Origin of the sequence: Glycomyces niveus (assembly GCF_017592475.1) — a bacterium.
GTDB classification, from domain to species: domain Bacteria; phylum Actinomycetota; class Actinomycetes; order Mycobacteriales; family Micromonosporaceae; genus Glycomyces; species Glycomyces niveus.
On sequence record NZ_JAGFNP010000001.1, the window covers coordinates 121,874 to 143,416 of the forward strand.

At 70.7% G+C, this 21,543-nt stretch carries 24 protein-coding genes; 20 read left to right on the top strand and 4 right to left on the bottom strand.

What is annotated here, in order from left to right:
* The first annotated feature begins 68 nt into the window (after positions 1–68).
* The 16 genes from J5V16_RS24810 (at position 69) to J5V16_RS00655 (ending at position 14,695) form a co-directional block, all read left to right on the top strand.
* A complete protein-coding gene (locus J5V16_RS24810) occupies positions 69–1,052 on the top strand; it encodes a DivIVA domain-containing protein (protein ID WP_255537156.1) in 984 nt (327 codons plus the stop codon).
* A 240-nt stretch (positions 1,053–1,292) separates the two neighbouring features.
* Positions 1,293–1,961, top strand: coding sequence for a hypothetical protein (locus tag J5V16_RS00585; RefSeq protein WP_208494008.1), 669 nt, complete (start codon positions 1,293–1,295; stop codon positions 1,959–1,961).
* A 483-nt stretch (positions 1,962–2,444) separates the two neighbouring features.
* Positions 2,445–2,852 carry a TraR/DksA family transcriptional regulator gene (locus J5V16_RS00590; protein ID WP_363528361.1) on the top strand — a complete coding sequence of 136 codons (408 nt, stop codon included), beginning with the start codon at positions 2,445–2,447 and terminating at the stop codon, positions 2,850–2,852.
* Between the two features lie 89 nt (positions 2,853–2,941).
* Positions 2,942–3,469: a signal peptidase II gene (lspA, locus tag J5V16_RS00595; RefSeq protein ID WP_208494012.1), complete on the top strand. Its 528-nt coding sequence runs from the start codon at positions 2,942–2,944 to the stop codon at positions 3,467–3,469.
* Positions 3,466–4,416, top strand: a complete 951-nt coding sequence (locus tag J5V16_RS00600) for an RluA family pseudouridine synthase (protein WP_208494014.1) — start codon at positions 3,466–3,468, stop codon at positions 4,414–4,416. Before lspA ends, J5V16_RS00600 begins: the two co-directional genes overlap by 4 nt.
* A 313-nt stretch (positions 4,417–4,729) precedes the next feature.
* Entirely contained in the window at positions 4,730–5,770 is a 1,041-nt protein-coding gene (locus J5V16_RS00605) for a MinD/ParA family ATP-binding protein (protein WP_243900619.1), read from the top strand.
* A 73-nt stretch (positions 5,771–5,843) separates the two neighbouring features.
* Positions 5,844–6,560: a hypothetical protein gene (locus tag J5V16_RS00610; RefSeq protein ID WP_208494018.1), complete on the top strand. Its 717-nt coding sequence runs from the start codon at positions 5,844–5,846 to the stop codon at positions 6,558–6,560.
* Between the two features lie 45 nt (positions 6,561–6,605).
* Complete coding sequence (gene hisD / locus J5V16_RS00615) at positions 6,606–7,916, top strand: histidinol dehydrogenase (protein WP_208494020.1); 1,311 nt, start codon at positions 6,606–6,608, stop codon at positions 7,914–7,916.
* Positions 7,913–9,073 (top strand): histidinol-phosphate transaminase, encoded by a 1,161-nt coding sequence (locus J5V16_RS00620; protein ID WP_208494022.1) that lies wholly within the window; start codon positions 7,913–7,915, stop codon positions 9,071–9,073. The genes hisD and J5V16_RS00620 overlap by 4 nt, the downstream gene beginning before the upstream one ends.
* Complete coding sequence (hisB, locus tag J5V16_RS00625) at positions 9,070–9,678, top strand: imidazoleglycerol-phosphate dehydratase HisB (RefSeq protein WP_208494024.1); 609 nt, start codon at positions 9,070–9,072, stop codon at positions 9,676–9,678. Before J5V16_RS00620 ends, hisB begins: the two co-directional genes overlap by 4 nt.
* Positions 9,675–9,833 (top strand): hypothetical protein, encoded by a 159-nt coding sequence (locus J5V16_RS00630; RefSeq protein ID WP_208494025.1) that lies wholly within the window; start codon positions 9,675–9,677, stop codon positions 9,831–9,833. Before hisB ends, J5V16_RS00630 begins: the two co-directional genes overlap by 4 nt.
* Before the next feature lie 9 nt (positions 9,834–9,842).
* Positions 9,843–10,460, top strand: a complete 618-nt coding sequence (hisH, locus tag J5V16_RS00635) for an imidazole glycerol phosphate synthase subunit HisH (protein ID WP_208494026.1) — start codon at positions 9,843–9,845, stop codon at positions 10,458–10,460.
* Complete coding sequence (priA, locus tag J5V16_RS00640; protein ID WP_208494027.1) at positions 10,457–11,185, top strand: bifunctional 1-(5-phosphoribosyl)-5-((5-phosphoribosylamino)methylideneamino)imidazole-4-carboxamide isomerase/phosphoribosylanthranilate isomerase PriA; 729 nt, start codon at positions 10,457–10,459, stop codon at positions 11,183–11,185. The genes hisH and priA overlap by 4 nt, the downstream gene beginning before the upstream one ends.
* Positions 11,186–11,203: 18 nt before the next feature.
* Positions 11,204–11,605, top strand: coding sequence for a Rid family hydrolase (locus J5V16_RS00645; protein ID WP_208494028.1), 402 nt, complete (start codon positions 11,204–11,206; stop codon positions 11,603–11,605).
* 284 nt (positions 11,606–11,889) lie between these two features.
* Positions 11,890–13,626: an acyl-CoA mutase large subunit family protein gene (locus J5V16_RS00650; protein ID WP_208494029.1), complete on the top strand. Its 1,737-nt coding sequence runs from the start codon at positions 11,890–11,892 to the stop codon at positions 13,624–13,626.
* A 271-nt stretch (positions 13,627–13,897) separates the two neighbouring features.
* Complete coding sequence (locus J5V16_RS00655) at positions 13,898–14,695, top strand: SigB/SigF/SigG family RNA polymerase sigma factor (RefSeq protein WP_208494030.1); 798 nt, start codon at positions 13,898–13,900, stop codon at positions 14,693–14,695.
* A gap of 122 nt (positions 14,696–14,817) precedes the next feature.
* On the opposite strand, the gene J5V16_RS00660 is transcribed toward J5V16_RS00655, so the two are convergent.
* The 3 genes from J5V16_RS00660 to J5V16_RS00670 form a co-directional block, all read right to left on the bottom strand.
* Positions 14,818–15,384: a hemerythrin domain-containing protein gene (locus tag J5V16_RS00660; RefSeq protein ID WP_208494031.1), complete on the bottom strand. Its 567-nt coding sequence runs from the start codon at positions 15,382–15,384 to the stop codon at positions 14,818–14,820.
* Between the two features lie 177 nt (positions 15,385–15,561).
* A complete protein-coding gene (locus J5V16_RS00665) occupies positions 15,562–15,978 on the bottom strand; it encodes a CBS domain-containing protein (RefSeq protein ID WP_208494032.1) in 417 nt (138 codons plus the stop codon).
* Positions 15,979–16,054: 76 nt separating this feature from the next.
* Positions 16,055–17,896: a transketolase gene (locus J5V16_RS00670; RefSeq protein WP_208494033.1), complete on the bottom strand. Its 1,842-nt coding sequence runs from the start codon at positions 17,894–17,896 to the stop codon at positions 16,055–16,057.
* A gap of 203 nt (positions 17,897–18,099) precedes the next feature.
* Between J5V16_RS00670 and J5V16_RS00675 the strand changes: the two genes are divergently transcribed.
* The 4 genes from J5V16_RS00675 (at position 18,100) to J5V16_RS00690 (ending at position 20,319) form a co-directional block, all read left to right on the top strand.
* On the top strand, positions 18,100–18,612 hold the full coding sequence (locus J5V16_RS00675) for a DUF4383 domain-containing protein (RefSeq protein WP_208494482.1): 513 nt from the start codon (positions 18,100–18,102) through the stop codon (positions 18,610–18,612).
* Between the two features lie 279 nt (positions 18,613–18,891).
* On the top strand, positions 18,892–19,224 hold the full coding sequence (locus J5V16_RS00680; RefSeq protein ID WP_208494034.1) for a plasmid stabilization protein: 333 nt from the start codon (positions 18,892–18,894) through the stop codon (positions 19,222–19,224).
* Between the two features lie 22 nt (positions 19,225–19,246).
* Positions 19,247–19,750 carry a phage holin family protein gene (locus J5V16_RS00685; RefSeq protein ID WP_208494035.1) on the top strand — a complete coding sequence of 168 codons (504 nt, stop codon included), beginning with the start codon at positions 19,247–19,249 and terminating at the stop codon, positions 19,748–19,750.
* Complete coding sequence (locus J5V16_RS00690; protein WP_208494036.1) at positions 19,747–20,319, top strand: hypothetical protein; 573 nt, start codon at positions 19,747–19,749, stop codon at positions 20,317–20,319. Before J5V16_RS00685 ends, J5V16_RS00690 begins: the two co-directional genes overlap by 4 nt.
* A gap of 232 nt (positions 20,320–20,551) precedes the next feature.
* On the opposite strand, the gene J5V16_RS00695 is transcribed toward J5V16_RS00690, so the two are convergent.
* Positions 20,552–21,397, bottom strand: a complete 846-nt coding sequence (locus tag J5V16_RS00695) for an SDR family oxidoreductase (protein WP_208494037.1) — start codon at positions 21,395–21,397, stop codon at positions 20,552–20,554.
* Positions 21,398–21,543: the final 146 nt, after the last annotated feature.

Consider the following 21,543-nt stretch of genomic DNA (forward strand, 5'->3'; position numbering starts at 1 on the left):
GGTGCGAGACACGGTTATCGTGTTGAGTGGCCTTGCGCGCCAGGCGAACAGCTGAGAAGGAGTTTCGAATGCCGCTGACCCCAGCCGACGTTCACAACGTCACGTTCAAGAAACCCATGCTCGGGAAGCGCGGATACGACGAGGACGAGGTCGACGGTTTCCTCGATGAGGTCGAGCGGGAGCTCGCACGCCTCAGCGACGAGAACGGCGAACTTCGCGCACAGCTCGAGAGTCTCCGCGCCGGCGCTCCCCCCGGGGCAGCCGACCACGCCGAGATGGCCGCCGCACTCGATCGGGTGCAGCGGGAGAAGCACGCCATGGAGCAGCAGCTCCAGGAGCTCGACGCCGAGCTGCACGCGATGCACCAGGAGATGGTGGCCGCGCAGCAGCAGGCGCAGCAGCTCCAGCAGGAACTGGCCCAGCGCGGCCCGCAGCAGGACGCTTCGGCTCCCGCCGGCGGCGGCGAGCAGGAGGCCCTGCGTCTCCTCATGGTCGCCCAGCGCACCGCGGACGAGCACCTGGAGGACTCCCGCCGGGAGGCCGACACCGTGCTCGGCGAGGCGCAGCGCGAGGCCCAGTCCATGGTGACCGAGGCCCAGCGCGAGGCGCAGACGATGGTCTCGCAGGCGCAGCGCGAGTCGAAGGCCATGATGGCCGAGGCCCAGCGCGAGTCGAAGGCCCTCCTGACCGACGCCCAGCGCGAGTCCGAGTCCCTGGTCACCGAGTCGCGCGCCGCGGCCGAGGACCTGGTGGGCCAGGCCCGCGACAAGGCCGAGCGCATGGAGATGGAAGCCGAGCAGGAGCGCCAGAAGGTCATCGGCCAGCTGGAGGACTCCCGTTCGTCGCTGCTGAAGAACATCGAGGAGCTGAAGACCTTCGAGCGCGAGTACCGCACGCGCCTGAAGCTCTACCTCGAGAGCCAGCTGCGCGATCTCAACGGCCAGCAGGGCCGGTCCGAGGACGAGGGCTTCGAGGAGGCCCCGCAGCAGACGCCACCGAGCGAGCGCACCGGTTCCAGGTCCGCGTTCGTGATGCAGGGCGGGCGCGGGTAACCCCTCCCGCTCCTCCCCGGGACACCTCCTCCGGGCCGGCTCGGGCGCGCCGCAGATTGGCGGCGCCGGGCCATAACCTGAACGGGGATCGCCTCGTTAGTCATGGTTGAGCGGGTGAGGGCGCGGTGAGAACCGCCGCCCTCACCGCCGCACCATGCTTCAACGATGCCGCGGTCCCCGCAGGGGGCCGCGAAGGACCGCGCGAGGGCCCCGCTACCCGCGCGCAGGGGAGGAATCGACGTGATCGTCAGCAGCCTGCTGATCCTCGTCACCGCGGCGGTCTTGCTGGTCACTGGCATGATCACCGGGAACAACCAGTTGCTGGTCTCGTCCATCGCGGCGAGCCTCGCCGCCGGCGCGGCCTTGTACATCGGGATCCGCGGCCGGGGCGCCCAGCGCCCGCGCGTCACCCCGCGCCGGGGCGATCACGCCTCGCCGGCGGCCCCGGGCCGCCAACGGGGCGAGCGGTGGCGCGACGCCGACGACACCCAGCAGTTCCGCCGGATCGGGGCGGACGACACCCCGACCACGGAGATGCCGCTGCTCGAGGGCAAGGTCTTCGAACCCACGGACTACACGGTGGACCGCGACCCGGAGCTGCGCTTCGAGGACGTGCCGCCGCGCCAGTCCCGCGGCGCGGGCAGCCGCCACCGCGCGCCCGCATCGATGGCCGACGAGCCCACCGAGCAGCGCATGTCGAGCGTCGAATCGGCCGCGCTCATGCGCCTGGACACCGAGGTCGCGGTCGTCGACGGCCGCCCCCGCTTCCACCACGCGCTGTGCGCGCACCTCACCGGCCGCGACCACGAGCCGCTGGCCGTCTCGGAGGCCCTGGAACTGGGCTTCACCCCGTGCGGGATGTGCGAGCCGGTGTCGCGTCTGCTCCTGGTGCCGACCGCCGGGCGCTGAGCCGATCGGCAAAGGGTTGCTCTGCGCCCGCTCCTCTCCATTCGAATTCCCGGTAACGCGCAGTCCGGACACAAGTTCTCGAAGTAATTGACCTACTTGCAGGACTTGCGTATCCTGTGTGCTTAATTGCGCGGCAGGCCCCCGCCTCGGCGGGGCCTGACGCGCATTGTCCTCGTTTCGACGAGGCCGTCACGAGTACGCGATTTCGGGAGACGCTATGCCGAACACCCGATGCGGGCCGCAGCTGCGGCGCCGCGCTGCCGTGACGCCACCGGAACCCGAGCCGACATACCCCTCCAGAGGCGCGTCATGAGTCCAGCGAAGAAGACCCAGAAGCAGGCCGCCAAGAAGGCGGTCGCCCCGGCGAAGAAGGCGGCGGTGAAGAAGGCCGCGGCGAAGGCGCCCGCGGCGGCGGTGAAGCAGACCGCGAAGAAGACGACCGCCAAGAAGGCCGCGAAGCAGGCCCCGCCCGCGCCCCCCGCGGTGGAGGCGGAGGAGACGGCCGAGGAGGCCGAGGCGCAGCAGCTGCGCACCGAGAGCGAGCAGGCCGAACTGCGGGCCGCGCTCAAAGAGCGGCTGGACGAGCTGGTCGAGGAGCAGCAGCGCTATAGCGACTCGATCACCCTCGCCCAGCGCGAGCGATTGAGCGACACGGCCGGGGACGACCAGGTCGACTCCGGTTCGAAGACCGTCGAGCACGAGCACGAGGTCGCGGTGGCCGATTCGCTCTCCGAGCGCATCCGGCAGGTCAGCCATGCGCTCGAACGCCTCGACGAGGGCACCTACGGCTTCTGTGAGAAGTGCGGTAAACCGATCCCGGCGGCGCGGTTGGCCGCGTTCCCGTCGGCTACCCTCGACGTCGGTTGCAAACAGCTGGAGGAGCGACGCTGAGCGAGGACACGCCGCCCGAGACCGCCAACGGTCCGGGTCCCGAGGAGACCACCCCTGCAGACCCCCGACCCGCGCGACGGCCCGGGCTGATGATCGCTGCGCTGCTCATAGCGGCGTTCGCGATCGGTCTGGACCAGTGGACCAAGAACCTGGCCGAGGCGAACCTGGACCCGGCCGACCCGGTGCGGATCCTGGGCGGTCTCGTCTACCTCGACCTGACCTGGAACTCGGGGGCGGCGTTCAGCCTCGGCACCGACTACACCTGGATCTTCACGATCATCGCCTCGGCGGTGGTGGTGTTCCTGATCGGGCTGTCGACCCGGATCGTCTACCCGGTGTGGGCGGTCGCGATCGGACTGGTGCTGGGCGGCGCGGCGGGCAACCTCGTGGACCGGTACTTCCGGGAGCCGGGGTTCGCGCACGGGCACGTCGTGGACTTCATCAGCGTGTTCAAGCCGGACGCGCAGGCGTTCCCGATCTTCAACATCGCCGACTCGGCGCTGTGCTGCGGCGTGGTGCTGATCGTGCTGCTCGAGCTGACCGGGCGCGGCTTCTCGCCGGCGTCCCGGAAGGCGGCGCCGCGCGAGGACGGCCGGAAGAAGGAGGCCGCGGCATGAGCGACGTCGCCGCGCGCCAGACCCGGGCGCTGCCGGTCCCCGAGGGCTTCGAGGGCCAGCGGGTCGACCAGGTCGTCTCGCGTCTGCTGGGCCTGTCCCGGACCGTGGCCGCCGAGCTGGTCGCGGCCGGGGACGTGACCGTCGACGGGGCACCGTGCCAGACGAAGTCGGAGCGGGTGAGCGCGGGGGCGTGGCTGGAAGTGGTGCTGCCGCCGCCGCCGGAGGACCTGCTCGTGCGACCGGCCGAACCGGTCGAGGGCATGGACATCGTCTACGACGACGACGACATCGTGGTGGTCATGAAGCCGGTAGGGGTCGCGGCGCATCCGAGCCCGGGCTGGACCGGTCCCACCGTGACCGGCGGTCTCGCCGCCGCGGGCTACCGGATCTCGAGCCACGGGCCCGATGAGCGGCAGGGGATCGTGCACCGGCTCGACGTGGGCACCTCGGGCCTGATGGTGGTCGCGAAGAGCGAGGCCGCGTACTCGGAGCTCAAGCGCGCCTTCAAGGAGCGCCGAGTCTCGAAGCGCTACCGCGCTGTCGCGCAAGGGCATCCGGACCCGCTGTCGGGGACGGTGGACGCGCCGATCGGGCGGCATCCGCGCCACGACTACAAGTGGGCGGTCGTCGCCGACGGCAAGCCGAGCGTGACGCATTACGACACGATCGAGGTCTTCCCCGGCGCGTCCCTCATGGACATCGGGTTGGAGACGGGCCGGACCCACCAGATCCGAGTGCACTTCTCGGCGCTGGGGCATCCGCTCGTGGGGGACGCGACGTACGGCGCGGACCCGAAGATGGCCGAGCGCCTGGGCCTCACCCGCCAATGGCTGCATGCGTACCGGCTGGAGTTCGCGCATCCGGTGACGGGCCGGACGGTCACCTTCACGAGTGAATACCCGGCCGACCTCGAATTGGCACTGGCGCGGTTGCGAGACGACTCCTAGGGAGCCATTAGACTGGGTCCCGAGAAGCAAGGCCCTCAGCAGACTCGGCATCGGCGTCCGTGGCATCGCCGCCGCGGGCGTAACGCACGCCTCACCCCGGGGTCTCCAGGCCCGCGATTCGCAGCGGGCCTTGAGGGATCGTCGTGATCTAATAGTCGCGGGTGGTAATGGATTCCGGTCGGTGCGGCGTTGCCCGAGTCGGCTTGAGAGCAGCTGCGTGCCGCAGCTCGGTCCGCCCGAGAGGAGGTTGTGGGTGAACACGCCCGAAGCTTGGAGCAACGACCGGTCAGACGGTTCCCGTTGGCAGAAGCTCCTGGGGCGCGGTCGCGGCCGCGCCGGAGGCGCGCAGCAGACCCCGACGCCGCCGCCGCGCGAGACCTACCCGTCGCCGCCGGTCGGCCCGCCGCCGGGCCAGCCGCACTACTCGGTGCCCACCGCGGGCCGCCGCCCTCCCGTGGCGACGCAGACGCCGCCGAGCGCTTCGCAGCTCTCGGGACAGGTGCGCCCGCCGCAGCAGGGGCTGCCGCCGCAGCCGCGCCGCCAGCAGGCGGTCGAGCCGAGCCCGGTGGCGCTGCAGCGCCTGCGCCGGGACCTGGGCCGCAGCCGGGTCATCGCCTTCATCAACCCCAAGGGCGGCGTGCACAAGACGACCGCCACGGTGCTGTCGGCCGCCGCGATGGGCACGGCCCGCAACGGCGGCGTGATCGCTTGGGACGACAACGAACTGCGCGGCACCCTGGGCCTGCGGGCCGGGTCGGCGCGGCACGGGCGGACGATCCGCCACCTCGTGGAGCACCTGGACCAGGTCGAGGCCGCCGGCGTGCACCTGCCTGAGCACCTGGACGAGTTCCTGCGCCACTCCTCAGACGGCTCGTTCGACGTGCTCGCGGGCGACGAGGACCCGAAGCTGCAGCGCCGCCTGGACCCGACCACCGTGCTGCGGGTGCTCGACATCCTGACCCGGACGCACGGGATCGTCTGCATCGACACGGGCAACAACGTGGAGTCGCCGAACTGGCGGACCGTGGTCTCCTCGGTGGACCGGCTCGTGGTCACGACGGTGCCGCGCGAGGACGCGGCGTTCTCGGCGGACTGGATGCTCGACCACCTCGAGGAGGGCGGCTACGGGAACCTCGTGAAGAACGCGGTGACCCTGCTGTCGATGCCGACCCCGAACCCGGGGCCGCTCCTGAACGACCTGCAGCGGCACTTCGCGCAGCGCACGCGCGCATGCGCGGTGGTGCCGTACGACCCGTCGCTGGAGCCGGGCGCGAAGATCGAGTTCTCGGCGCTGCGCCCGGAGACGCGCGCGGCGTGGTTCGAGGCCGCCGCGACCATTGTCGACGGTCTGTAACGACCGCTTTCCGCACCGTCCGCTCCCGCACATCCCTGCCGGGCGCGGGCGGCGCTGTGGCAGGATTCCAGGCGTGAATGACGACGCCGAGCGCACCGTGAACCTCCGTCCGGACGACGGTGCGGGCAGGGAGGGCGCGGCCGTCGCCCCGGCGGGCGGGCCCCGCCCCGGCAACGGGACGACGTACGGCGGGCGCGAGCGCTCGGAGCGGACCATCGGCCGCGACCTGGCCGCCGCCGGGTTCCTCGCCGTGGTCCTCACCGCGCTCGGGTTCCCGGCCGCGATGCTGTGGCAGATCGTCACCCCGCGCGTGGAGTTCGTGGTGCTCGAGGTCGGCTGGGCCTCGATCGAGACGTACCCGAGCGCCTATGTCGAGGGCGACCTCGTGTTCGCCGGGATCGGGCTGGTCCTCGGCATCCTCGCGGCGATCTTCTCGTGGACGTCGATGCGGGACCGGCGCGGCCCGCTCATGCTCCTGGGCCTGGTCATCGGCTCGATCGGCTGCCAGGTCGTGGCGTGGAAGATCGGCGCGAACGAGTGGCAGCGATTCTGGGACTCGGTCGAGCGCGCGCCCGTGGGCGCGCACATGTGGCGGCCGCCGTCGGTGCTGTTCACCGGCCTCGACCCCGCCGCGGCGTGGGCGGCGCTGAAGGTCGGCAACTTCACATCGGCGCTCGACGCGCTCCAGCTCGGGGCCCTGGCGGTCATGGCCCTCGCCGCGACCTTCACTTACACCGTCATCGCGGGCTGGTCACGTCGGCCCAGCCTTCGAACGGACGCTCCCGAATAGCGGTATGCCTTTTGACCTGGAAAGCCGGGCAACTACGCTTGGACCGTGCTCAGACGCATCGACCTTTCAGGAGAAGTACCCGGCTACTCGGCCCGCGCCCTGCGCGAGCTGATGCCGCGCGCCGCCTTCGACGTCAACGAAGCCCTGCGCTCGGTCCAGCCGCTGATCGACGACATCGCCCATCGCGGGACCGCCGCGGTCGTGGACATCGTCGAGCGCTTCGACCATGTGCGCCTGGAGCACCTGCGCGTCCCCGACGCCGCGATCAAGACCGCCGTCGAGGAGCTCGACCCTGAGCTGCGCCGCGCCTACCAGACCTCGATCGACCGGGTGCGCGCCGCGCACGAGGCCCAGCGCCTCCCCGAGGTCGTCACCGAGGTCGCGCCGGGAGGCACCGTCACCGAGCGGTACCTGCCGGTAGGCCGCGTGGGCCTGTACGCGCCCGGCGGCCTGGCCGTGCTCGCCTCCTCGGTGATCATGAACGCCGTCCCGGCCCAGATCGCCGGGGTTGGCTCGATCGCGCTCGCGTCCCCCGCCCAGAAGAACAACGGCGGCCTGCCCGACCAGGGCATCCTCGCCGTCGCCGGGATGCTCGGCATCGACGAGGTGTACGCGGTCGGCGGACCCGCCGCGATCGGCATGTTCGCCTACGGCACCGACGAGTGCGCGCCGGTCGACATGGTCACCGGGCCCGGGAACATCTACGTGACCGCCGCGAAGCGGGCCGTGCGCGGCCTCGTCGGTATCGACGCCGAGGCCGGGACCACCGAGATCGCGGTGATCGCGGACGCGACCGCCGACCCGGGCCACGTCGCCGCGGACCTCATCAGCCAGGCCGAGCACGACCCCGCGGCCGCGTCGGTCCTCATCACCGACTCGGCCGACCTCGCGGACGCCGTGGACGACGAGCTGGCGCGCCGCGTGCCGGACACGCGCCACTCGGGCCGCATCCAGACCGCGCTCGCGGGGGAGCAGTCGGGGACGATCCTCGTCGCCGACATCGACGAGGCCGTGGCCGTCGCCGACGCGTACGCCGCCGAGCACCTCGAGATCCAGACCGCCGACGCCCGCGAGGTGGCGCTGCGCATCCGCAACGCCGGGGCGATCTTCGTCGGCGCGTACTCGCCGGTCTCCCTCGGCGACTACTGCGCCGGGTCGAACCACGTGCTGCCGACCGGCGGGTGCGCCCGCCACTCGGCCGGCCTGAGCGTGCACACGTTCCTGCGCGGCGTGCACATCATCGACTACACCCGCGAAGCGCTCGCCGCCGTCGCCGACGACGTGGTGGCCTTCGCGAACTCCGAGGACCTTCCTTCACACGGCGAGGCCGTGACGGCGAGATTCGAGGCACGATGAGCACAGGGTTCACTCCGGTTCGGGCGGTGGCGGGCGACGGGCGGGAGAGCGAGATCGAGAACCTGCTGCGCGAGGACCTCCGCGGGCAGTCGCCCTACGGCGCGCCCCAGCTCGACGTGCCGGTCCAGTTGAACACCAACGAGAACGCGTTCGCGATCCCCGAGGACGTGGCGGCCGTCGTCGCCGAGTTCATCGGGCGGGAGCTGCCCGGCCTCAACCGCTACCCCGACCGCGACGCGATCGCCCTGCGCACCGACCTCGCGGCCTATCTGGGCCACGGGCTCACCGCAGACCACGTGTGGGCCGCCAACGGCTCCAACGAGATCCTGCAGCAGCTGCTGCAGGCCTTCGGCGGGCCGGACCGCACCGTCCTCGGCTTCATGCCCTCCTACTCGATGCACCCGCTGCTCGCCCGCGGCACCGGCACCGCCTTCGTCGACGCCGGACGCGAGGCCGACTACACGCTCAGCCCCGCGTACGTCGCCGACGCGATCCGGCTGCACGACCCGGACCTGGTCTTCCTCGTCTCCCCGAACAACCCGACCGGGACCGCGCTCGACGCCGACGTCATCGAGGCCGCCTACGAGGCCGCCCGCGGCATCGTCGTCATCGACGAGGCCTACGCCGAGTTCGCCCGCGACCCGCACGCGAACGCGCTCGGCCACCTCGCGGGCCGCAAGCGCCTCGTCGTCACCCGGACCCTCTCTAAGGCCTTCGCGTTCGCGGGCGCCCGCGTCGGCTACCTCGCCGCCGACCCCGAACTCGTCGAGAAGCTCCTCCTGGTGCGCCTGCCGTACCACCTCTCGAGCATCACCCAGGCCGCCGCGCGCGGCGCGCTCGCGTGCGCCGCCCAGCTCCAGGCCGAAGTGGACGAGCTCAAGCACCAGCGCGACCGCATCGTGAAGAACCTGCGCGCCAAGGGACTCCCCGTCGCCGACTCCGACGCGAACTTCGTGCTCGTCGGCGGCCTGCGCGACGCCGCCGCCGTCTGGCGCGCCATCCTCGACCAGGGCGTGCTCATCCGCGACGTCGGCCTCCCCGGCCGCCTCCGGATCACCGCCGGCACCGAGGACGAGACCACCGCGCTGCTCGACGCCTTCGACCAGGCGATCGAGCAGCGACCCGACATGTTCGACCTGCAGGAGCAACAACCGTGAGCCGCACCGCGCACATCGTCCGCACCACCGGCGAGACCAGCGTCGACGTCTACGTCGACCTCGACGGCACCGAGAAGACCGTCGACGTCTCGACCGGCGTCGGCTTCTACGACCACATGCTCCACCAGCTCGGCAAGCACGGCGGCTTCGACCTCAAGATCGCCGTCAAGGGCGACCTCCACATCGACTCGCACCACACCATGGAGGACACCGCGATCGCCCTCGGCCAGGCCTTCGCCGAGGCCCTGGGCGACAAGGCCGGCGTCGTGCGCTTCGCCGACGCCTCCGTCCCCCTCGACGAGGTGCTCGCCCGCGCCGTCGTCGACCTCTCGGGCCGCCCCTACATGGTCCACGAGGAGCCCGTCGACATCGCGCCGATGATCAGCACGGACTACCCGACCTCGATGACCCGCCACATCCTCGAGTCCTTCGCGTACCACGCCCGGATCTGCCTGCACGTCACCGTGCTGCGCGCCTCCAACCCCGGCCAGAAGCCCGACGCGCACCACGTCATCGAAGCCCAGTTCAAGGCCCTCGCCCGGGCCCTGAAGTACGCCACCCGCATCAACGGCACCGACATCCCCTCCACCAAGGGCGTGCTGTGAGCTACGCGGGTCCGATCCTGCTGATGGCGCTCGCCGGCACCCTCGTCGGCGGCTCGATGAGCCTGCGCAAGAACGAGAAGCACGCCGCCGCGATCGTCGTCGCGGTGCTCGCCGCGGCCGCGTTCCTCGGCGGCCTCTACCTCATCTACGGCTAGGGGACAGCGATGACCAAACCCACGGTGGCCCTGTTCGACTACGGGTCAGGGAACCTCCGGTCCGCGTTCCGCGCGCTCGAACGCGCCGGCGGCGACGTGACCCTCACGAGCGACCTCGACGCGGCCCGCCGCGCCGACGGCCTCTTCGTGCCCGGCGTCGGCGCGTACGCCGCCTGCATGGAAGGCATCCTCAAGCACGGCGTCGACGCGGTCATCCGCGAACGCGCCGCCGCCGGAGCCCCCGTCCTCGGCGTCTGCGTCGGCGAGCAGGTCCTGTTCGAAGAGGGCGTCGAGCACGGCGTCCGCACCCGCGGCGTCGGCATCTTCGAAGGCGTCGTGGAGCAGCTTGCCGCGCAACGCATCCCGCACATGGGCTGGAACACCGTCGAAGCGGACGCGGGGATGCGCCTGTTCGCCGGGATCGACCCCGCCGAGCGGTTCTACTTCGTGCACTCCTACGCCGCCAAGACCGTGCCCCCGGGCGCGCTGGCCGCGATCTGCACCCACGACGAGCCGTTCGTCGCCGCCGTGGAACGCGGCTCCGTGGCCGCCACCCAGTTCCACCCCGAGAAGTCCGGCGACGCCGGGTACGCGCTGCTGTCCAACTGGATCAAGGGATTGAGATGACCGAACTCCAACTGCTCCCCGCCGTCGACGTGACCGGCGGCAAGGCCGTCCAGCTCGTCCAGGGCGTGGCCGGTTCCGGCAAGGCGTACGGCGACCCGATCGAGGCCGCCCTCGAGTGGCAGCGCCAGGGCGCCGAGTGGCTGCACCTCGTGGACCTCGACGCGGCCTTCGGGCGCGGCACCAACCACGAGCTGCTCGCCGAGGTCGTCGGCAAAGTCGGCATGCAGGTCGAGATCTCGGGCGGCATCCGCGACGACGAGACCCTCAAGCGCGCCTTGGACTCCGGGGCCCGCCGCGTCAACATCGGCACCGCTGCGCTCGAAAACCCCGAATGGTGCGACCGCATCTGCGGCGAGTACGGCGACCGCGTCGCCATCGGCCTCGACGTGAAGGGCGGGCGCCTCGCCGCACGCGGCTGGACCCGCGAGGGCGGCGAACTCTTCGAGACCCTGGAGCGGCTCGAGCGCGCCGGATGCGAGCGGTACGTCGTCACCGACGTGAACAGCGACGGCATGCTCTCGGGCCCGAACCTGGACCTGCTGCGCTCGGTCTGCGAGGCCACGGACAAGCCGGTGATCGCCTCCGGCGGCGTCTCCTCCCTCGACGACCTGCGCGCCCTGGCGGGCCTGACGGGGATCGGCGTCGAGGGCGCCATTGTGGGAACGGCGCTGTACGAGCGTAACTTCACGGTCGCTGAGGCGTTGAACCTGTTGAAGGGGCTTTAACCACACGGGGAGGCGCGCATGGCATTGGTCGAACGGGTACCGGAGACCGGGCCGTGGGCGCAGCTCTACGGGTACTCGCGGGCGGTCGCGGTGGGGCCGCTGGTGGTCACCAGCGCCTGCACCGCCGACGTGGAGGCCCGCCCGCACCTCAAAGCCGACGCCGCCGGGCAGGCCCGCGAGGCCTTCCGGACCGCGCTGGACGCGATGGTCCACGCCGGGGCCGGCGTCTCCGACGTCGTTCGCTCCCGCCTGTACGTGACCGACCCAGCCCACGCCGACCCGGTGGGCCGGGTCCACGGCGAGTTCTTCGGCGTCGTCAAGCCGACCGCCACGGTCGTGATCGTGAACGGCCTCTTCCACCCCGGCCAGCTCGTGGCCGTCGAACTCGAGGCGTTCCGCGCCTGGCGCGACATCGACTGATCCGACGTCGACTGACGCGAGCGCCTCGCTTCAGACGCAATGTCGGACCTTTCCGGGAGACCGGAAATCGGGGGACCACCATGCGCCCGATTTGCGCAGACGCTCCCGATCCGCATGCGATGATCCGAGGGTGGGCGATCCTATGCTCCTGAACGATCGTTCAGTAGTATTGGCCGTGAGCCTGACCGGGGCTCGCCGAAGCGGCCGCGTCGGAGTCCGCGGGCCACGAGCCCGCGCCAAGGGCGGCCCTGCACGGCACGAACGACCGAAAATGGGGTGTCACCGTGGACGCTGAGTCGATCGCCGAAGGCCGCGAGCGCTGGGCCAAGCGCTATGCGACGGCCGCCAAACGCGAGGCCGACTTCACCACCCTCTCCGGGCTCGAGACCGAACCGGTCTACGGCCCGCCCGAAGGCGTCGCCGATCCCCGCATGGACCGCATCGGCTGGCCCGGCGAGTTCCCCTTCACCCGCGGCCTCTACCCCACCGGCTACCGCGGCCGCCCCTGGACGATCCGCCAGTTCGCGGGCTTCGGCAACGCCGAGCAGACCAACGCCCGCTACAAGATGCTCCTCAAGGCGGGCGGCGGCGGCCTCTCCGTCGCGTTCGACATGCCCACCCTCATGGGCCGCGACTCCGACGAGCCCGCCTCCCTCGGCGAGGTCGGCCACTGCGGCGTCGCCATCGACTCCACCGCCGACATGGACCGCCTCTTCGACGGCATCGACCTCGGCGGCGTCACCACCTCCATGACCATCTCCGGCCCCGCCGTCCCCATCTTCTGCATGTACCTCGCCGCCGCCGAACGCCAGGGCGTCGACATCGGCACCCTCGACGGCACCCTCCAGACCGACATCCACAAGGAGTACATCGCCCAGAAGGAATGGCTGTTCCCGCCCGAGCCGCACCTGCGCCTCATCGGCGACCTCATGGAGTACTGCGCCGAGAACATCCCGCGCTACAAGCCGCTCTCCGTCTCCGGCTACCACATCCGCGAAGCCGGATCGACTGCGGCGCAGGAACTCGCCTTCACGCTCGCCGATGGATTCTCCTATGTGGAACTCGGCCTCTCGCGCGGCCTCGACGTCGACCGCTTCGCCCCCGGCCTCTCGTTCTTCTTCGACGCCCACATCGACTTCTTCGAAGAGATCGCCAAATTCCGGGCCGCCCGCCGCATCTGGGCCCGCTGGCTCCGCGACGTCTACGGCGCCAAGACCGACCGCGCCCAATGGCTCCGCTTCCACACCCAGACCGCCGGCGTCTCCCTCACCGCCCAGCAGCCCTACAACAACGTCGTGCGCACCGCCGTCGAAGCCCTCGCCGCCATCATGGGCGGCACGAACTCCTTGCACACCAACGCCCTCGACGAGACCCTCGCCCTCCCCACCGACCAGTCCGCCGAGATCGCCCTCCGCACCCAGTCCGTCCTGCGCGACGAGACCGGCGTCCTCAACGTCGCCGACCCCCTCGGCGGCTCCTGGTACGTCGAAGCCCTCACCGACAAGATCGAAGCCGAAGCCGAGAAGATCTTCCTCCAGATCCTCGCCCTCGGCGGCGAGGTTGGCGAGGACCCCGCATCGGTCGCCATGGCCGCCATGGGAACCGGCAGCCGCCACGACATCGGCCCCGTCACCTCCGGCATCCTCCAGGGCATCGAGGACGGCTGGTTCAACGCCGAGATCGCCGAGGCCGCCTTCACCTACCAGCAGCAGCTCGAAGACGGCACCAAGCACATCGTCGGCGTCACCGAACTCCACGACACCGTCACCCCCGACCTGGAGATCCTGCGCATCTCCGGCGACGTCGAACGCGAGCAGAACGCCGTGCTCGGGCGCCGCCGCGCCGACCGCGACAACGCTGCCGTCGAGCGCGCGCTGGCCGACATCGTCACGGCCGCAAAGGGAACGGCGAACCTCATCGAGCTGATCCTGGCGGCGGCGCGCGCCGAGGCGACCCTGGGGGAGATCTGCGGGGTGCTGCGCGAGGAGTGGGGTGAGTACCGCGAGACCACCGGGCTCTGATCGTTGCCGTTGCGGCCCAATGATTTTCAAGGATCGGTGATCGCTGACACAGGTACATGTTTCGATGCGAGGCCGTCCGGGTATCCCGGTCGGCAAGATCCGCGGCATCTGGGGGTAATATCCACTGGAATCCCGTATCCCATAACTAATCCGGAATTCACCTTCAATCATTGCCTTTGGCCCGCAATCAGTCTTACAATGAGAAGCGTCAGGGCCCCGAGCGGGCGAACATGCTTCCAACCGATGTCCACCTGGACAGGAGGGCGATCGCATGGCAGACAATCGATCGAAGAGCAAGCGCAAGGGATCGGACGAGTACGGCCACCTGGCGCCGCTATTCAGGGAGCTGGCCTCCCTCGACGAGGCCGACCCGCGGCGGGCAGAGGTCCGCGACCGGCTCGTCACCGGACATCTTCCCCTTGCCGAGCACATAGCGCAGCGGTTCGCCGGGAAGGGCATCGCGAAGGACGACCTCGTACAGGTCGCCTCCGTGGGCCTGATCCACGCGGTGGACCGTTTCGACCCCGAGCAGGGGGCGGACTTCCTCTCCTATGCCGTGCCCACCGTGATGGGCGAGGTCCGGCGGCACTTCCGCGACACGAGCTGGCCGATGCGCGTGCCGCGCCGGCTGCAGGAGCTGCGGATCGCCCTGAACCAGGCGGGTGGCGAGCTGTCGCAGCGCCTGGGGCGGCCGCCGACGGACGAGGAGATGGCCGAGCACCTGGACATCACGGTCGCCGAGGTCCAGGAAGGGTACGAGGCGAGGCAGGCCTACCGGGCGGTCTCGCTCGACGAGCCGCCGTTCGCCGACGGGGAGCGCACGACGCTCGCCGAATCGGTGGGCGAGGAGGACGTCGCCCTCGAACTCGTCGAGAACCACGAATCACTGGTGCCGCTCATCCAGGAGCTCCCGCAGCGGGAGCGCAAGATCCTGGCGCTGCGGTACTACGGCGACATGACGCAGACGCAGATCGCACAGGAGGTGGGCATCTCGCAGATGCACGTCTCCCGCCTCCTGCACCGGACGCTGGAGGATCTGCGCGACGGTTTGGACAAGACACCCCGTTAGGGGACTTGTCCGACAAGTGGAGCACCACGCCGGAGCGGCGGGCCGAAAGGCCCGCCGCTCCGGTTTTCCCATGTCCACTCGAAGCCCGCGGTCGGCGCTCACACGCTGCGGCGGCACTGCGCTCACACGTCGCGATGGCTCAGCGTGTCCCGGATCTTGTCGATGAAGCCGATCCCGGGACCCAGGATGAGGTTCGCCGGCGGCTTGTCGGGCGCGTGCGGGTGCGGCCGGGTCGGCGCGAACTCCTTGGCGGCCAGCACCTTGTGCCCGAGGTCCTGCAGCTCCTCCTCGTCGCAGACCTCGCGCAGGCGCGGCAGGAGATCGCGCTCCTCCTCGTCCATGTGGTGCCGCACGTCGTCGATCATCTTCTTGACGAGCGCCTCGAACTGCGGGTGGTCCGGCTCGAGCCCTTCGAGCCGCTTGAGCACCTCCTCGGCTTCGGCGTGCTCCTCGATCTCGTGGTCGGCGATCTCGTCGCCCTGCTTGAGCCGGTCGCGCGCGACCGGGTACATGAACTGCTCCTCGGCCACCTCGTGGCGTACGAGCTCGGCTATGACGTGGTCGACGAGGTCCTTGCGGCCGTAGCCGATCCCGGTGTGGGTCTCGAGCTCGGTGAACACGGCCTCGAAATGGCGGTGGTCCTTGATGATGACATCGATCAAGTCGGTGTCGGCCTCGGTGTAAGGCATCGGTCCTCCCTTGTGCGATCGATCCGATATAGGGCATACCCGTGCTGTACGGGGCAAAACCCCTGCCGCGTCCGGCCACACGCGAAACAGCGCCGCCGCGGCTTTCGCCGCGGCGGCGCCCCACCCCCTGTGGTCTTGCGTCCCAAGGACTCCCGGTACCGGCCGCCCGGTCGGGCGTCAGGACTTGATCGAGTCCACGAGACTGCCGGTCACGGACTCCGGCATGTGGTGGGCGACGTCCATGAGCGAGATGATGCCCACGAGTCGGCCGTTGTCGATCACCGGAAGCCGGTTGACCTGGTGCTCCTTCATCTTGGCGATGGTGTTGTCGACGTCCTCGTTCGCGTCGGCGAGGATCAGGTGCCGCTGCGGCAGCTGGTCGACCGTGTACGACTCCGGATCGTGGCCCTTCGCCATGACCTGGAGGACCAGGTCCCTGTCCGTGACCATGCCGTGGAGCTTGTCGTCGTCCGCGCCGCAGATCGGCATCGAGCCGACGTCCAGCTCGGCCATCATCCGGGCCGCATTGGCGGCCGTGTCATTGCTCTTGACGCAGGTGCACCCAGTGTGCATGAGGTCGCGTGCGGTTGCCATGCTGCTCGTCTCCTTCGTTGAGCCGTTGACACGAGTATCGTTCGCGTCACTTTCCTTTGCGGCGTTTTGACAGTTCTCAGGCCACGAGCCGCTGCGTGGCCCGCACAATCGCGGCCGCGTCGATCCCGGCCGCGGCCAGCTGCTCGGCCGGCCCGGCCGAACCGGGCATGCCGCGCACGGCCAGCTTGTGGAAACGGACATCCGGGATCTGCCCGGCCACGGCCTCCAAGACCGCGTCCCCCAGACCCCCGACCGGCCAGTGGTCCTCCACCGTGAGCACCCGGCCGGTGTCCGCGGCGGCCTGGCGGATCGCCGCCGCGTCCAAAGGCTTGATCGAATACGCGTCGATCACACGCACCGGGATGCCCTCGTCGGCCAGGCGCTCCGCCGCGCCCAACGCCTCCGAGACCGTGATCCCGGCCGCCACGATCACCGCCCGGTCATGCGCCGAACCCACCAGGGTCCGGCTGCCCCCCACCGGGAACAACTCGTCCGACCGGTAGATCACCGGCGTCGCCGCGCGCGTCGTGCGTAGGTAGCTGATCCCCGGCAGGTCCGCCATCGTCGCCGTCAGATGCGCGCACTGGTTCGCGTCGCACGGGTACAGCACCACGCTGCGCCAAAGCGCCCGGAACATCGCCAGATCCTCCAGGCCCATCTGGCTCGGCCCGTCCGCGCCGATCGACACCCCCGCATGCGAACCCACCACCCGCAGGTCCGCGCCGCCGATCGCGGCCATCCGCAGGAAGTCGTGCGCTCGCGTCAAGAACGCCGCGAACGTCGCCGCGTACGGGATCCACCCCTGCGTCTGCAGCCCCACGGCCGCGCCGATCATCTGCTGCTCGGCGATGTAGCACTCGAAGAACCGGTTCGGGAACGCCTTCTTGAACGCCGCCGTCCGCGTCGAATCCGCGACCTCGCCGTCCACCACCACCACGTCCGGGTTCGCGTCGCCCAGCGCCTCCAGCGCCGCACCGAACCCGTCCCTCGTCGCCGCACTGCTCCCCACCGCGAACGACGGCCGCTCCACCACCCGCGACGGCTGCGACTGCCGCGGCTCGCTCGACCGCGGCGGATTCACCCGCACCCGCGCCTCGCGCACCCCGCCGAGCTCCACCACCGCCTTCTCCGGCTCGTCCAGCGGCTTCCCGTGCAGCCCTTCCTTATCCTCAGCGGCCGCCACGCCCTTGCCCTTGCGGGTCCGAGCCAGGATCGCCGTCGGCCGCGAACCCTCCCGCTCCGCCGCCGCGTACGCCCGGTCGATCTGCGCCGGATCATGCCCGTCGATCTCCACCGTGTGCCATCCGAACCCGCCGATCTGCGCCGCGTACGACGCCGTGTCCCACTCGTAGCGGGTCGGCCCCGTCTGACCCAGCCGGTTCACGTCCACGATCGCGCACAGGTTCCCCAGCCCGAAATCCGCCGCCGCCGCGAACGCCTCCCACATGGAGCCCTCCGCGACCTCGCCGTCCCCGCACAGCACCCACACCTTCGCCGGCGAACCCGACAACCGCGCCCCCAGCGCCATGCCCACCCCGATCGGCAGGCCCTGCCCCAGCGACCCCGTCGCCACGTCCACCCACGGCAGCCGCGTCGACGGATGCCCCTCCAGGTCCGAGCCCAGCTTCCGGTACGTCAGCAGATGCTCCTCGTCGATCACGCCCGCCGCGTGCAGCATCGCGTACAGCAGCGGCGACGCATGCCCCTTCGAGAACACCAGCCGGTCGTTCCCCGGCAGGTGCGGATGCTCGAAGTCGTAATGCAGATGCCCCGCCAGCAGCCCCGCCATCAGATCCGCGGCCGACATCGACGACGTCGGATGCCCCGACCCCGCCCGGGCCGACGCGCGCACCGCGTCCACGCGCAGCTGCTGCCCCAGCTCGGCGATGTCACTCGTGCGGGCCTCGATGACGCTCACGGTTCCTCCTGTGTGTCAAGTCCCTGAACGCCAGGACTACCCGTGCTCACCCGCCCGAAACCGGGTGTCGCCGCGGCCCGCCCGGGTACCCCCGCAATGCGGGTCCGACGGACCCCGCGGCGCGCCGCCTCGCCTGGGATGCCCATAGGCGGGCGGGCGGCGCGCTCACACGCTCCGAGGAGGGAACGATGAACTCGCACCCGATGTCCACCACCGGACACCACTGGTGGGAAGCCGAACGCCGGCGCACCACCGCCGTCCAGGACGGCGCCTCCGGGGTCGGCCTCGTGTTCGTGGTGGTCGGCGTGCTCGGGTTCCTCCCGGGCATCACCCAGGACTTCTCCAACATGACCTTCTCCGGGACCGACTCCGAGGCCCACCTCCTCGGCGTCTTCCAGGTCTCGGTCCTGCACAACCTCGTCCACCTCGTCTTCGGCGTCCTCGGCCTCTTCATGGCCTGGACCGTCAGGACCGCCCGCTGGTACCTCATCGGCGGCGGCGTCCTCTACCTGCTCCTCGGCATGTACGGCTTCCCCGTCGGCGACGAGCACGCGGGCAACTTCCTGCCCGCCAACACCGCCGACGACTGGCTGCACCTCGGCCTCGGCCTCCTCATGATCGCGCTCGGCCTCCTCCTGCACGCCAAGCTGCCCAAGGAGAGCGAGGCCCGCGGCGAAGGCGACTTCGGTGAGACCAACCGCGGCGCCGCCCGCTGACCGCCCACGCACAACGGCGCTTCGGGACGGATTCCCGAAGCGCCGTTCTCTCTCGGTGCTCCGCCGACCCGGCACGGCAGCCCTCTAACAGACCGCGCCGGCCGACGGGAGTTGACCCGCAAGCCTCGCTTGCCGGGAAGGACTACCCGACCCGCCCCGAAATATGCGCCCGCCCCCACCAGGCGCGCCGCACCCCCGGCCAGGTTTCCACCGAACCCGGGCGGGGAACCCGAACCTCATCGCAGCCGGGCGAAACCGGACACCGTGGAGGTGAACGCCATGCCGCAGCGGCAATGGAGCGACAAGGAAGAACGCCAGTACAAGCACATCCGAGACCAGGCCGAAGACCGCGGCATGGGACACGACCGGGCCGAGGAGATGGCCGCGCGGACCGTCAACAAGGAACGCGCCCGCAAGGGCAAGACCAAGACGGCCAGCCGCACCTCCACCAAGGACATGTCGTCCTCCAGGCGCGGAGGACAGCGCTCGCACTCGGGCCCCAAGGGCCGCACCAAAGAGCAGCTCTACCAAGAGGCCCGCCGCATGAACATCGAAGGCCGATCCAAGATGAACAAGGCCGAGCTCAAACGCGCCGTCGACCGGCGCAAGTGAGTCGGCGGAGAGAGGTGACGACATGGAGGTCCGACACGACCCCGACGCACCGGCCATCCGCGCCGCCGAGCGCGAGCACGAATGGGCCGACCGCGACACCCGCCAGGGCAGGCGCGGCTGGGGCCGTCACGACTTGAACGAACACGACCGGTCCGTCGGCCAGATCGTGGGCGACCTGACGTCAGAGGTCGCGCACCTGGCCCGCGTCGAGGCCCAACTGGCCGCACGCGAGATCGGCGACAAGGCCAAACGCGGCGCCTTCGGCGGCGGCATGTTCGCCCTCGCCGGCATCATCGCGATCTACGGCGGAGCGGCACTGGCCCTCGCGGCGGGCATCGCGCTCGCGCTCGTGTGGCCCGCGTGGCTGGCCGCGATCGTGACGGGCGTGGCCCTGTTCGCGCTCGCGGGGATCTTCGCGCTGGTGGGGCGCGCGAAACTGCGCGCGGCGCTGCCGCCGGTGCCGGAGGAGACGATGGAGCACGCCCGCGAGGACGCGAAGGCACTGCGAGGGAGGATGGACCGATGACCGGTTGGACGGTGCCGCCGAGCGCGGCCATACCGCCCGGTGCGGGGCTCGCGCCGCCTCCGGCGGTGGGGATGCCCTACCAGCCTGAGGAAGAGGACCCCGAGGCGGAGGAGAACCTGGCGCGCCAGCGCGAATGGGCCCTCCAGGACGCCGAGGCCGACCGCCACAAGTCCACTGCGGACTTGGAGCGGGACGCCGACCAGACCCGCGAGCGGGTCAACGACTCGGTGCTGGAGCTGCGCGCGAAGCTGGGGCTCGACCCTGACGCGGCGCACGCCCACGGGCCGTTCGCGCCGGTGCGGCGCCACCCGTTGACGGTGGCGATCGCGGCGACCGGGGCGGCGGCGGCGACGCTGATCGGGGTGCACATGTACCGCGACCACCGCAGGTCCTCGAAGGCCGCGCGCGACGCGGCCCGTGAGGCGATGAAGGCGAGCGAGCTTCGCCGCAAGGCGGCTCGGAAGGCGGCCCGCAAGCGCTGGGCCGCGGCGAAGGACGTCTTCGGTTCGGCCGCGACGACCGTGCAGCGGCAGCGCAAGAAGGCGATGCGCCGGCTCACCCACCGGTGAGTCGACGCCGGAGCAGCGGAACGGCGGGCCATGGCCCGCCGTTCCGCCTGTGCGAGCGGGGAAACGTGAACCGCCGAGCAGAAAACGTGAACGGAGGGTCCTGGCGAATCGGACATTGATGGGCCCCCGGTCTCAACCCTGACCGATCGGTACGACAGTTTTCGGCGCGCTGCGGTTGACCAGCGCGTTCGCGCCGCGGCCGGAATCGGCCGCGGCGTGTCGTTTCTTCTGGTCAGCCGGGCATGGTCTCGCCGCCGAGGGCGGCGATCACTTCGCCGGTGATGAACGAGGACATGCGGTTGGCGGCGAGGAACACGAACGAGGGCGCGAGCTCGTCCGGTTCGGCCGGGCGGCCCATCGGCGTCTTGTCGCCGAAGCCTTCGACGTGGTCCTCCGGCAGTGTGGACGGGATCAGCGGCGTCCAGACCGGGCCCGGCGCGACGCAGTTGACGCGGATGCCGCGCGGGGCGAGCGCCTGCGCCATCGAGTAGGTCCAGGCGATGATCGCGCCCTTCGTCGCGGAATAGTCGATGAGCGTCTTGTTGCCGCGCAGTCCGTTCACGGAGGCGCAGTTGACGATCGCGTCGCCTTCGCTCATGTGCGGCAGGGCCGCCCTGGTGACGCGGTGGAAGCTGTGCATGTTCACGTTGAACGTGTGCTCCCACTGCTCGTCGGTGATGTCCTCGGGCCGCTCGACGGGTGTCTGCGTCGCGATGTTGTTGACGAGCAGGTCCAGGCCGCCGAGGGCCTTCACGGTCTGGTCGACGACTTCCCGGCAGTGGTCGCGGTCGGCGAGGTCGCCCGGGAGCAGCGCGCATTGGCGGTGCTCGGCCTCGACGAGTTCGGCGGTCCGCTCGGCGTCCTCGTGCTCGTCGAGGTACGCGATGGCGACGTCGGCGCCTTCCTTCGCGAACGCGATCGCGACGGCCCGGCCTATGCCCGAGTCGCCGCCGGTGATGAGCGCACGGCGGTCCTTGAGCAGCCCGCGGCCCTCGTAACCCTCCATGGCGTCCTTGGGCTTCGGGGTCATCTCCTCGGTCATTCCGGGGGGTTCCTGCTGCTGTCCCGGCTTGCTCATCGGATCGTCCTTCCGCTCCAGCCCGGCCGCGGCGTGGCCGGGTCCCGGTCCGGCGAATACCCGTCGACCTCCGCAGGTAATCTCGTACGCCGTACGATGTAACTTGTATAAAGGGGCACTGAGGGACCTCGGTCACACCCTCGGGT

Coding starts and splice junctions, on each gene's coding strand:
- J5V16_RS24810 (WP_255537156.1), top strand. CDS start 69: ATGCCGCTGACCCCAGCCGACGTTCACAACGTCACGTTCAAGAAACCC.
- lspA (WP_208494012.1), top strand. CDS start 2,942: ATGATCGCTGCGCTGCTCATAGCGGCGTTCGCGATCGGTCTGGACCAG.
- J5V16_RS00600 (WP_208494014.1), top strand. CDS start 3,466: ATGAGCGACGTCGCCGCGCGCCAGACCCGGGCGCTGCCGGTCCCCGAG.
- J5V16_RS00620 (WP_208494022.1), top strand. CDS start 7,913: ATGAGCACAGGGTTCACTCCGGTTCGGGCGGTGGCGGGCGACGGGCGG.
- hisH (WP_208494026.1), top strand. CDS start 9,843: ATGACCAAACCCACGGTGGCCCTGTTCGACTACGGGTCAGGGAACCTC.
- priA (WP_208494027.1), top strand. CDS start 10,457: ATGACCGAACTCCAACTGCTCCCCGCCGTCGACGTGACCGGCGGCAAG.
- J5V16_RS00645 (WP_208494028.1), top strand. CDS start 11,204: ATGGCATTGGTCGAACGGGTACCGGAGACCGGGCCGTGGGCGCAGCTC.
- J5V16_RS00655 (WP_208494030.1), top strand. CDS start 13,898: ATGGCAGACAATCGATCGAAGAGCAAGCGCAAGGGATCGGACGAGTAC.
- J5V16_RS00660 (WP_208494031.1), bottom strand. CDS start 15,384: ATGCCTTACACCGAGGCCGACACCGACTTGATCGATGTCATCATCAAG.
- J5V16_RS00665 (WP_208494032.1), bottom strand. CDS start 15,978: ATGGCAACCGCACGCGACCTCATGCACACTGGGTGCACCTGCGTCAAG.
- J5V16_RS00675 (WP_208494482.1), top strand. CDS start 18,100: ATGTCCACCACCGGACACCACTGGTGGGAAGCCGAACGCCGGCGCACC.
- J5V16_RS00680 (WP_208494034.1), top strand. CDS start 18,892: ATGCCGCAGCGGCAATGGAGCGACAAGGAAGAACGCCAGTACAAGCAC.
- J5V16_RS00685 (WP_208494035.1), top strand. CDS start 19,247: ATGGAGGTCCGACACGACCCCGACGCACCGGCCATCCGCGCCGCCGAG.
- J5V16_RS00690 (WP_208494036.1), top strand. CDS start 19,747: ATGACCGGTTGGACGGTGCCGCCGAGCGCGGCCATACCGCCCGGTGCG.
- J5V16_RS00695 (WP_208494037.1), bottom strand. CDS start 21,397: ATGAGCAAGCCGGGACAGCAGCAGGAACCCCCCGGAATGACCGAGGAG.